At 71.3% G+C, this 11,216-nt stretch carries 7 protein-coding genes and 2 pseudogenes; 8 read left to right on the forward strand and 1 reads right to left on the reverse strand.

Annotation, left to right across the window (positions count from 1 at the left end):
* The 8 genes and pseudogenes from VFM98_RS13070 to VFM98_RS13105 all read left to right on the forward strand — a co-directional run.
* Positions 1-137 (forward strand): annotated as a pseudogene (locus tag VFM98_RS13070) (GntR family transcriptional regulator); the annotation flags it as partial.
* Entirely contained in the window at positions 134-1,078 is a 945-nt protein-coding gene (puuE, locus tag VFM98_RS13075; protein WP_325110356.1) for an allantoinase PuuE, read from the forward strand. The pseudogene VFM98_RS13070 and the gene puuE, both read left to right, overlap by 4 nt.
* Before the next feature lies 1 nt (position 1,079).
* A complete protein-coding gene (uraD, locus tag VFM98_RS13080; protein WP_325110357.1) occupies positions 1,080-2,888 on the forward strand; it encodes a 2-oxo-4-hydroxy-4-carboxy-5-ureidoimidazoline decarboxylase in 1,809 nt (602 codons plus the stop codon).
* Positions 2,885-4,111, forward strand: coding sequence for an ArgE/DapE family deacylase (locus VFM98_RS13085; protein ID WP_325110358.1), 1,227 nt, complete (start codon positions 2,885-2,887; stop codon positions 4,109-4,111). Before uraD ends, VFM98_RS13085 begins: the two co-directional genes overlap by 4 nt.
* Before the next feature lie 128 nt (positions 4,112-4,239).
* Positions 4,240-5,727, forward strand: a complete 1,488-nt coding sequence (locus VFM98_RS13090) for a nucleobase:cation symporter-2 family protein (RefSeq protein WP_325110359.1) — start codon at positions 4,240-4,242, stop codon at positions 5,725-5,727.
* 149 nt (positions 5,728-5,876) lie between these two features.
* On the forward strand, positions 5,877-7,838 hold the full coding sequence (locus VFM98_RS13095) for a cytochrome c/FTR1 family iron permease (protein ID WP_325110360.1): 1,962 nt from the start codon (positions 5,877-5,879) through the stop codon (positions 7,836-7,838).
* Between the two features lie 40 nt (positions 7,839-7,878).
* Positions 7,879-9,351: pseudogene (locus tag VFM98_RS13100) on the forward strand (MDR family MFS transporter); the annotation flags it as partial.
* A 513-nt stretch (positions 9,352-9,864) separates the two neighbouring features.
* A complete protein-coding gene (locus tag VFM98_RS13105; RefSeq protein WP_325110362.1) occupies positions 9,865-10,797 on the forward strand; it encodes an alpha/beta fold hydrolase in 933 nt (310 codons plus the stop codon).
* Here VFM98_RS13105 and pal read toward each other — a convergent pair.
* On the reverse strand, positions 10,788-11,216 hold a 429-nt coding region (gene pal / locus VFM98_RS13110; RefSeq protein WP_325110363.1), incomplete at its 5' end, for a peptidoglycan-associated lipoprotein Pal. The two genes, VFM98_RS13105 and pal, sit on opposite strands and share 10 nt — an antisense overlap.

Below are 11,216 nucleotides of genomic sequence, written 5' to 3' on the forward strand. Positions count from 1 at the left end.
AACTGGTCAAGGCCCTGGCGGCCAAGGACGAGAAGCGGGCCGTCAAGCTGATGCAGGACCACCTGTTGCACGTGGAGGAAGGCCTCGCCTTCGACCGCCCCGTGCCCACCCACGACATCGCCGTCGCACTTTCATGAGCACCCTTTACGACAGCACCGCGCCCTATCCGCGCGACCTGGCCGGCTACGGCCGCCGTCCGCCCCATGCCCAGTGGCCCGGCAACGCCCGCGTCGCCGTGCAGTTCGTCCTCAACTACGAGGAAGGCGGCGAGAACTGCGTCCTGCATGGCGACCCCGGCTCCGAGCAGTTCCTCTCCGAGATGTTCAATCCGCCGGCCTTTCCCGCGCGCCACCTGAGCATGGAAGGCATCTACGAGTACGGCTCGCGCGCCGGCGTGTGGCGCATCCTGCGCGAGTTCGAGCGGCGCGGCCTGCCGCTCACCGTGTTCGGCATCGGCATGGCCCTGGAGCGCTCGCCCGAGGTGACGCAGGCCTTCGTGGAACTCGGGCACGAGATCGCCTGCCACGGCTGGCGCTGGATCCACTACCAGGACATGGACGAAGCCACCGAGCGCGAGCACATGCGCCGCGCCATCGAGATCCAGCGCCGGCTCACGGGCGAGCGGCCCCTGGGCTGGTACACCGGCCGCGACAGCCCGAACACCCGCCGGCTGGTGGTGGACGAGGGCGGCTTCGAATACGACAGCGACTACTACGGCGACGACCTGCCCTTCTGGATGAAGGTGGCCAGGAGCGACGGCGGCATGGCGAACCACCTGGTCGTGCCCTACACGCTGGACTGCAACGACATGCGCTTCGCCCTGCCCCAGGGCTACTCGCATGCCGACCCGTTCTTCCAGTACATGCGCGACACCTTCGACGCGCTGTACGCCGAAGGCGACGAGGCGCCGAAGATGATGAGCGTCGGCATGCACTGCCGCCTGCTCGGGCGCCCCGGCCGCATCGTGGCCCTGCAGCGCTTCCTGGACCACATTGCCCGGCACGACCGCGTTTGGGTGTGCCGCCGCATCGACATCGCACGCCACTGGAAGCAGGTCCATCCCTGCACGGGAAACTGACATGGCCATCACCATCGAACAGCTCAATGCGGCCGACGGGGCCGAGGCGCTGCGCCTGCTGGACGGGCTCTACGAGCACTCGCCCTGGATCGCCGAGGCGGCGCTGGCGCTGCGGCCGTTCCGCTCGCTCTCGCACCTGAAGCAGGCGATGGCGGGGATCGTGCGCGAGGCCGGCATCGACCCGCAACTGGCGCTGATCCGCGCCCACCCCGAGCTCGCCGGCAAGGCCATGGTGGCGAAGACGCTCACCAGCGAGTCCACCAGCGAGCAGAGCCGGGCCGGCCTCACCGCGTGCACGCCCGAGGAGTTCGCGCGCATCCAGCAGCTCAATGCGGACTACAACGCGCGCTTCGGCTTTCCCTTCATCCTGGCGGTGCGGGGACCGCGCGGCACGGGGCTGACGCGCCAGCAGATCATCGAGACCTTCGCGCGCCGGCTGGAGAACCATCCCGAGTTCGAGCGGGCCGAGGCGCTGCGCAACATCCACCGCATCGTCGAACTGCGCCTGAACGACAAGTTCGGCGTCGAACCGACGCTCGGTAACCTGGTATGGGATTGGCACGAAAGCCTGGCGCAGCACAGCGACCCCGGCTATGCGGAGAAGGGCCAGCTCACGGTCACCTACCTCACGCCGGCGCACCGCGCGGCGGCGCAGCAGATCGCCGGGACCATGCGGGAGTGCGGCTTCGACGAGGTGGGGATCGATGCGGTCGGGAACGTGGTGGGGAGATACGCCCCGGCGCGCCCCCACCCCGGCCCTTCCCCAGGGGGGGAGGGAGAAAGATACCTCCTCACGGGTTCGCACTACGACACCGTGCGCAACGGCGGCAAGTACGACGGGCGGCTGGGCATCTTCGCGCCCATGGTGTGCGTGCGCGAGCTCGCGCGGGCGGGCCGGCGCCTGCCCTTCGGCATCGAGGTGGTCGGCTTCGCGGAAGAAGAGGGACAGCGCTACAAGGCGACCTTCCTCGGCTCCGGCGCGCTGACCGGCCATTTCGATCCGCGCTGGCTGGACCAGAAGGACGCGCAAGGAATCTCCATGCGCGAGGCGATGCGCGAAGCCGGCCTGCCAGCCAGCCTGGAAGCGATCGCGGCGCTGAAGCGCGATCCCACCCGCTATCTCGGTTTCGTCGAAGTGCACATCGAGCAGGGCCCGGTGCTCAACGAGCTGGACCTGCCGCTCGGCGTCGTCACCTCGATCAACGGCGGCGTGCGCTACCAATGCGAGGTGAACGGCATGGCCAGCCACGCCGGCACCACGCCCATGGACCGCCGGCGCGATGCCGCGGTGGCCGTGGCGGAACTGGCCCTGTTCGTCGAGCAGCGCGCCGCGCGCGACGGCGATTCGGTGGGCACCATCGGCATCCTGGAAGTGCCCAACGGATCGATCAACGTGGTGCCGGGCCGCTGCGTCTTCACGCTGGACCTGCGGGCGCCGCAGGACGCGCAGCGCGACCGCCTGGTGGCCGACGTGCTGGCGAAGCTGCAGGAGATCTGCGAGCGCCGCGGCCTGCGCTTTTCCGCCGAGGAGACCATGCGCGCCGCCGCCGCGCCGAGCGCGCCGGCCTGGCAGGCGCGCTGGGAAAGCGCCGTGCAGTCGCTGGGCCTGCCCGTGTACCGCATGCCCAGCGGCGCCGGCCACGACGCCATGAAGCTGCACGAAGTGATGCCGCAGGCGATGCTGTTCGTCCGTGGCCAGAACGCCGGCATCAGCCACAACCCGCTGGAATCCAGCACCAACGACGACATCGAGCTGGGCGTGCAGGCCTTCCGCCACCTGCTGGACCGGCTTGCCGAAGAAACCCCATGAACAACGACTACCAACGACTCGACGCCTGGATCGACGCGCACTTCGACGAGGAAGTGGGCTTCCTGCAGCAACTGATTCGCGTGCCCACCGACACGCCGCCCGGCAACAGCGCGCCCCATGCCGAGCGCACGGCCGAACTGCTGCAGGAGTTCGGCTTCGCTGCGGAAAAGCACCCGGTGCCGCAGGCGGAAGTGCAGGCCCGCGGGCTGACCGCCATCACCAACCTGATCGTGCGGCGCCGCTACGGTGACGGCCCCACCATCGCGCTCAACGCCCACGGCGACGTGGTGCCGCCCGGCGAGGGCTGGACGCACGATCCCTACGGCGGCGAAATCGAGGACGGCAAGATCTACGGCCGCGCCGCCGCCGTGAGCAAGAGCGATTTCGCCAGCTTCACGTTCGCGCTGCGGGCGCTGGAGGCGCTGCAGGCCCCGCTGCGCGGCGGGGTGGAGCTGCACTTCACCTACGACGAGGAAATGGGCGGCGAGCTCGGCCCCGGCTGGCTGCTGGCGAACAAGCTGACCCGGCCGGACCTGCTGATCGCCGCCGGCTTCAGCTACGAGGTGGTGACGGCGCACAACGGCTGCCTGCAGCTGGAAGTGACGGTGCACGGCAAGATGGCCCATGCAGCGATTCCGGACACCGGCGTCGACGCACTGCAGGCGGCGGTGAAGATCCTGAACGCGCTCTACGCGCTCAACGCGCAGTACCGGGAGGTGCGCTCGGGCGTGCCCGGCATCAACCATCCCTACCTCAACGTCGGCCTGATCGAGGGCGGCACCAACACCAACGTGGTCCCCGGCAAGGTGGTGTTCAAGCTGGACCGCCGCATGATCCCGGAGGAGAACCCGCAGGAGGTCGAGGCCGCGGTGCGGCAGGCCATCGCCGAAGCGGCCGCGCAAACCCCCGGCGCGAGCGTGGAGATCCGGCGCCTGCTGTTGGCGAATTCCCTGAAGCCCACGCCCGGCCAGCAGCCGCTGGTCGCCGCGCTGCAGAAGCACGGCAAGGAACTGTTCGGCGTCGACATCCCCGCGATGGGCACGCCCCTGTACACCGACGTGCGCCTGTACGGCGAGGCCGGCGTGCCGGGCGTCATCTACGGCGCGGGGCCGCGCACGGTGCTGGAATCGAACGCCAAGCGGGCCGACGAACACCTGCGGCTCGACGACCTGAAGCGGGCCACCAAGGTGGTCGCGCGCACGCTGCTGGACCTGCTGCGCTGAACCGGCGGTTCGCGTCCGGCGCGCCTGCCGCGGCGCCGCCGGACGCCGGATCCGAGGGTTCTCCATGAGAGGGGCGTGCACGAAACTGTATACAGTTTCGTGCACCAGATAGGACCGGAGGGACTCCCATGCGAAGCGAAACCGATGCCGTCGACGAGCGGCTGCCCACGGGGCGGCTGACCGCCCTGGGGCTGCAGCACGTGCTGGTGATGTATGCCGGCGCGGTGGCGGTGCCCCTGATCGTCGGCCGCGCCCTCAAGCTGCCGCCGGAGCAGGTGGCGATGCTGATCTCGGCCGACCTGTTCTGCTGCGGCCTCGTCACCCTGATCCAGTCGCTGGGCGCCACCCAGTGGTTCGGCATCCGGCTGCCGGTGATGATGGGCGTGACCTTCGCGGCCGTCGCGCCCATGGTGGCGATCGCCAATGCCAATCCCGGCACCGCCGGCGCGCAATTGATCTTCGGCGCCATCATCGCCGCGGGCCTGATCTCGATCCTGATCGCCCCGCTCATGAGCCGGCTGCTGCGCTTCTTCCCGCCGGTGGTCACGGGCACCATCATCGCGGTGATCGGCATCAGCCTGATGCGCATCGGCATCAACTGGATCTTCGGCAACCCGGTGGGGCCCACGGCGCCGAGCCTGGTCAACCCCGAGCACGCGCAGTGGCTGTCGCAGGCAACCGCCGCGGCCGGTGCGCCGGGCTCGCCGCTGCCCGCCGCGCCCAAGGGCCTGGCGCTGCTGCCCAGCGTGCCCAACCCGAAGTACGCAGACCTGCACGGCGTGGCCATCGCCGGCGTGGTGCTCGCCTCCATCCTGCTCATCGCCAAGTACGCGCGCGGCTTCGCCGCCAACATCTCGGTGCTGCTCGGCATCGTGATCGGCGGCGTGGTCGCCGCGGCCTTCGGCTTCATGAACTTCGACAAGGTCGGCAAGGCGGCCTGGGTCGACATCGTGCTGCCCTTCCAGTTCGGCGCCCCGCGCTTCGACCCGATGCTGATCCTGACCATGACCATCGTGATGATCGTGGTGATGATCGAGTCCACCGGCATGTTCCTCGCGCTCGGCGAGATGACGGGCCGCAAGGTGGACCAGCGGATGCTCACGCGCGGCCTGCGCACCGACGGCCTCGGCACGCTGCTGGGCGGCATCTTCAACACCTTCCCCTACACCAGCTTCTCGCAGAACGTGGGCCTGGTCGCCGTGACGGGCGTGCGCAGCCGCTTCGTCTGCGCCGCCGGCGGCGCCATCCTGCTGGTGCTGGGCCTGCTGCCCAAGATGGCGGCCCTGGTGGAATCGCTGCCGACGGTGGTGCTGGGCGGCGCCGGGCTGGTGATGTTCGGCATGGTCACGGCCACCGGCATCCGCATCCTGGCCGGCGTGGACTTCAAGGCCAACCGCCACAACGCGCTGATCGTGGCCATCGCCATCGGCGTCGGCATGATTCCGCTGGTGGCGCCCAACTTCAAGCAGTGGATGCCGCACGGCATCCATCCGCTGATCGAATCGGGCATCCTGCTGTCCTCGGTGGCCGCGGTGGCGCTGAACCTGTTCTTCAATGGTGCCCGCGCGGACGAGGCGGCGGTGATCCTGGCGGCGCAGCAGGCGGAAGCGCATTGAGTGGGGGTGCTGCGCCGCGGGGCGCAGCACCTGACCTTGGCAGGGCGGCGTCTCTTCGCACCGCTGCCCGGCGGCGTGGTTTTCCAATGCGAATAATTCGCATTAAGATACGGCGGCCGACGGCCTCTTGCGCCGTCGCTCCCACCGTCATGACCTTCATCTCCTGCCTCTTCCGCGCGGCCGCCCGCCGCCTGGGCCGCCTCGCGGCCCTCACGCTCCTCCTCGCCTTCGCCTCCGCCGCCTTCGCCCAGGCCAGCGACGAGAAGGCGCAGACCGTGATCCACATGCTGGACTACGTGAGCGTCGACTACCCCGAAGCCGTGCAGGACGGCAAGGTGGCCGACGAGGCGGAATACCAGGAGCAGCGGGAGTTCGTGACGCGCGCATTGGCGCTGATCGAGCAGCTGCCGGCCAATCCCGGGCAGGCGGGCCTCCTGACCAAGACGCGCGAACTGCTCGCGCGCGTGGACGCCAAGGCCGCCGGCGACGAGGTGGCGCAGCAGGCGCGCAGCGTGATCGCGGAACTGGTGCGCGCCTACCAGCTCGCCACCGCGCCGCGCCAGGCACCCGACCTGCGCAAGGCGCAGGCGATCTTCCAGGCCCAGTGCGTGGCCTGCCACGGCGCCGAAGGCCGCGGCGACGGCCCCGCGGCCAAGGGCATGGATCCGGCGCCAAGCAACTTCCACGACGACGCGCGCATGCGGCAGCGCAGCCTCTACGGCCTCTACAACACGATCACGCTGGGCCTCGCGGGCACGCCGATGCGCGCCTTCACCGAACTGCCGGAAGCGGACCGCTGGGCGCTGGCCTTCCTGGCCGGCAGCCTGCGCGCCACGCCCGCGACGCTGCGCCAGGGCGAGGCGCTCTGGCAGGAGGGCAAGGGCAAGGAGCAGCTGGGCAGCCTGCGCGCGCTCGTCACGCAGTCGCCCGGCGCGCTCGCGCAACAGGGCGGCGCCGAACTCGATGCCGTGCGCGCCTACCTCACGGCGCACCCGGAGGCGCTCGAGGCCGGTCGTCCGGCGCCGCTCGCCTTCACGCGCGCGAAGCTGGACGAAGCGCTCGCGGCCTACCGGAACGGCGACGCCGCCGGCGCGCGCCAGCTCGCGATCTCCGCTTACCTGGAAGGCTTCGAGCTGGTCGAGGCCAGCCTGGACAACCTCGATGCGCCGCTGCGCACCGAGACCGAGCGCCAGATGATGGCGCTGCGTTCCGCCATCGACGCCGGCGCGCCGGCCGATGCGGTGGCCGCGCAGGTGGCCAGGACCGAGGCGCTGCTCGATCGCGCGGCCGAGCGGCTCTCCGGCGACGCGCTCTCGACCGAAGCCGCCTTCGTGAGCTCGCTGCTGATCCTGCTGCGCGAGGGGCTGGAAGCGATCCTGGTGCTGGCCGCCATCGCCGCCTTCGTCGTCAAGACCGGCCGGCGCGACGCCCTGCCCTACATCCACGCCGGCTGGATCGGCGCCGTGCTGCTCGGCGTGGCGACCTGGGTGGTCGCGAGCTACCTGTGGGAGATCACCGGCGCGGACCGCGAACTCACCGAAGGCGTGTCGGCCCTGCTGGCCGCCGCCATGCTGCTGTACGTCGGCTTCTGGCTGCACAAGCGCTCCTACGCGCAGGCGTGGCAGGCCTTCATCCGCGAGCACGTGACAGCGGCCCTCGGCAAGAAGACGCTGTGGGCAATGGCCGGCATCTCCTTCCTCGCCGTCTACCGCGAGCTGTTCGAGATCGTCCTCTTCTACCAGACGCTCTGGGCCCAGGCGGGGCCGCAAGGGCACAGCGCGGTGCTGGCCGGCATCGCGGCGGCGGCCGTGCTGCTCGCCGGCCTGGCCTGGTTCATCCTGAGGTACAGCGTCCGCCTGCCGATCGGGCCCTTCTTCACCGCAACCTCGGTGCTGCTGGTGGTGATGGCGGTGGTGTTCGTCGGCAACGGCGTGGCCGCGCTGCAGGAAGCCGGCGTGCTGAGCTCGACGCCCGCGCACTTCATCTCGGTGCCGCTGCTGGGCATCCATCCCAACGAGCAGGGCCTGATCGCGCAGGCGCTGGTGCTGGTGCTGATCGCCCTGGCCGTGCTGGCCAGCCGGCGCGGCGTGCTGCGTTCGCAGCCGCATTGAAGGGGGCGTCCTACGAGGCGGGCGCGCCCGCTCATCTACGCTGCGCGGCGTGGACCCCGTTCAGAAACCTGATCCGCGCAGCGTGCTGCCCGCCATCGGCGGGTTGCTCATCTCCATGCTGCTGGCCGCGCTCGACCAGACCATCGTCGGCACCGCGCTGCCGGTGATCGTCGGCGAGCTCGGCGGGCTGGAGCGCCTGTCCTGGGTGGTCACCGCCTACCTGCTCGCGCAGACCGTGGTCACGCCCGTGTACGGCAAGCTGGGCGACCTGTACGGCCGCAAGCGCATGCTGCAGATCGCGGTGGTGATCTTCCTCGTGGGCTCGGCCCTGTGCGGCATGAGCCGCAACATGCCGGAGCTGATCGTCTTCCGCGCCGTGCAGGGCATCGGCGGCGGCGGCCTGATGGTCACGGCGATGGCCGTGGTGGCGGACATCCTGCCGCCGCGCGAACGGGGCCGCTACCAGGGCCTGTTCGGTGCCGTCTTCGGGCTGGCCAGCGCCGCCGGTCCCGTGATCGGGGGCTACTTCGCCACGCATCTCTCGTGGCGCTGGATCTTCTACCTCAACCTGCCGCTGGGCATCGTGGCGCTGGCGCTGGTGGCGGCGACCTTGCCCGCGGCGGCGCCGAGCGGGCAGCGCCGCATCGACTATGCCGGCGCGGCGCTGCTGGCCCTCGGCCTCTCCGCCATCGTGCTGGTGGCCGACGTGGGCGCCACGCGCGAGGCCTGGCGGTCGCCCTGGCTGCCCGCGGCCGCCGTGGTCGGCGTGCTGGCGCTGGTGGCGTTCCCCTTCGCGGAGCGGCGCGCGGCGGAGCCCATCCTGCCGCTGCGCCTGTTCCGCGAGCGCGCCTTCCAGGTCGCCTGCGGCGTCGGGCTGGTGGTGGGCTTCGCGATGTTCGGCTCGGTCACCTACATCCCGATCTTCCTGCAGGTCGCGAAGGGCGAGACGCCGACCGCGGCGGGCCTGCAGATGCTGCCGCTGATCGCCGGCATGCTGCTGTCGTCCATCGCCTCCGGGCAGTGGATCAGCCGCACGGGCCGCTACCGCCGCTTTCCGATCGTCGGCACGGCGCTCATGACCTGCGCGCTGTTCGCGCTCTCCTTCGTGCGCGCGGACAGCAGCCTGGTCTTCCTGCTCGTCATGGCGCTGTTCCTGGGCATGGGCATCGGCCTGGTGATGCAGGTGCTGGTGATCGCCGTGCAGAACGAGGTCGACTACCGCGACCTCGGCGTGGCCACCGCCGGCAGCACCCTGTTCCGCTCCATCGGCGGCGCGGTCGGCACGGCGGTGCTGGGCGCCGTCTTCATCGCCGCCGCGGCGCACGGGCTGCCCGCGGGCGCCGAGCTGCCCAACCTGCAGGAGGCGACCCAGCTGGCGCCGGCCGAGCGGGCCGTGTACGCGGGGGTGTTCACGAATGCGATGGCGCTCGTGTTCCGCGTGGCTGCCGCGATCGCGCTGGTCGGCTTCGCCCTCAGCTGGTTGCTGCCGCAGCGGCCGCTGCGCGAGACCGTGGCGGCCACGACGGGCGACGTGGGAGAGGAGCTGGGCCAGGCCATGGCCATGCCGCGCGCGATGCCGCCGGACGAGGAACTGCTGCGCGGCCTGGCCGCGGTGATGGACCGCGACCTGCGCCGGCGCCACGTCGCCGCCGTCGCCGAGCGGGCCGGCCTCGCGCTGGCGCCGGAAGCCGCGTGGCTGCTGCTGCGCCTGAACGAGGCGCCGCACGCGCAGCTCGCGGACCTGCAGCCGCTCTCGCCCTTCACGCTGGAAGAACTGGAGCGCGGTGCGCAGGCGCTGGCCGGCAAGGGCCTGGTGCTGCATGAAGCTTCCGGCGGCTGGGAGCTCACGCCCGAAGGCTGCGCGAGCCTGGAGCAGGTGGTGCGCGCGCGCCGCCAGCACCTCGAGGCGCTGTTCGCCGAGTGGTCGCCGCAGCACCGCAGCGACCTGGCGGAACTGCTGCGACGGCTCGGCCCGCAGATCCTGCCCGCCGCGCGCCAGGTGGCCTGACGCGCTTACGATGCGCGCGTGAGCAAAGCCGCCGCCATCGTGCATCGCCTGCCCCTGGACGGCGGGCACGTCATGCATGTCGGCGAGTACGGCAATCCCGCGGGGCGGCCGGCGTTGGTGCTGCATGGCGGCCCGGGCTCGGGCAGTTCACCGCTGCAGCGGGCCGGCCTCGACCCCGCGCGCTGGCGCATCCTCTGTCCCGACCAGCGCGGCGCGGGCCTGAGCACGCCGCGCGGGGAGATCGCGCACAACACGCTGGCGCACCTGCTGGCGGACCTGCGGCTGCTGCGCGCTCAGCTGCAGGTGCCGAACTGGCTGGTGGTCGGCGGCTCCTGGGGCGCCACCCTGGCGCTGCTGCATGCCATCGACCAGCCGGAAGCCGTGACCGGCCTGGTGCTGCGCAATCCCTTCCTGGCGCGCGAGGAAGATATCGCCCGCTTCTTCGCCGCGGCAATCGACACCGGCGTTCCGGGCTGGGCGGACCTCACGCAGCAGGCCGCGTCGGCGCAGCAGTCCTTGCCCGCCTTGCTGGCCGATCTCTTCGCGCACGGGCCCATGGAGGCGCAGCGGGCAGCCGCGGCATGCTGGTGGGACAGCGAACAGCGCCTCGCGGGCGCCGCGCCGACTGCCACGCCCATTGAAGATGAATTGCAGCGGCTGGTGGACCGCTACCGCATCCAGAGCCATTACCTGAAGGACGGCTGCTGGCTCGCCCCGACGCCTTTGCTGCAACGCTGTGAGCGCCTGCCGCCGGTGCCGGTCGAAATCGTGCAGGGCATGCAGGACCGGATCTGTCCTCCCGAGGGCGCACGGGCGCTGGCGCAGGCGATCGGCGCCCGCGCCAACCTGCGGCTGGTGGAGGGAGCCGGCCACGACCCGTCGCAGCCGGCGATGCTGGAGGCGGTGCGGCAGGCGGTGCAGGCCTGCGGCGCCGCGGGGCTTCAGCGGTAGGCGAGTTCGGCCCGGCGGTTGCCGGACCACGCCGCTTCCTCGTGGCCTTCCTTGGCAGGCTTTTCCTCGCCGAAGCTGATGGCCTCGACCTGCACGGGCGGCACGCCCAGCAGTTGCAGTGCACGGCGCACCGCCTCGGCGCGCTGCTGGCCCAGCGCCAGGTTGTATTCGCGGCCGCCGCGTTCGTCGGTGTGGCCGCCGACCGTCAGCCTGGTGCTCGCATGGGTCGCGAGGTAGCGCGCGTGCGCATCCAGCAGCGAGCGGAACTCGGGCTTGATGACGGCGCTGTCGTAGTCGAAATAGACGATGCGTCCCGCGCCGTCGGGGCCGGGCAGCGCGTTCGGCGACGGCGTGGCGGCCACCGGCGCGACGGCCGTCGCCGGCGAGGCGGCGGGCGTGCCGGGGGCCGCCGGGCCGGT

The sequence above is a fragment of the Ramlibacter sp. genome (genome assembly GCF_035706265.1).
GTDB lineage: Bacteria > Pseudomonadota > Gammaproteobacteria > Burkholderiales > Burkholderiaceae_C > Ramlibacter.

Excerpts from the sequence above, each read along its gene's own strand:
- puuE (WP_325110356.1), top strand. The coding sequence starts at position 134 with ATGAGCACCCTTTACGACAGCACCGCGCCCTATCCGCGCGACCTGGCC.
- uraD (WP_325110357.1), top strand. The coding sequence starts at position 1,080 with ATGGCCATCACCATCGAACAGCTCAATGCGGCCGACGGGGCCGAGGCG.
- VFM98_RS13085 (WP_325110358.1), top strand. The coding sequence starts at position 2,885 with ATGAACAACGACTACCAACGACTCGACGCCTGGATCGACGCGCACTTC.
- VFM98_RS13090 (WP_325110359.1), top strand. The coding sequence starts at position 4,240 with ATGCGAAGCGAAACCGATGCCGTCGACGAGCGGCTGCCCACGGGGCGG.
- VFM98_RS13095 (WP_325110360.1), top strand. The coding sequence starts at position 5,877 with ATGACCTTCATCTCCTGCCTCTTCCGCGCGGCCGCCCGCCGCCTGGGC.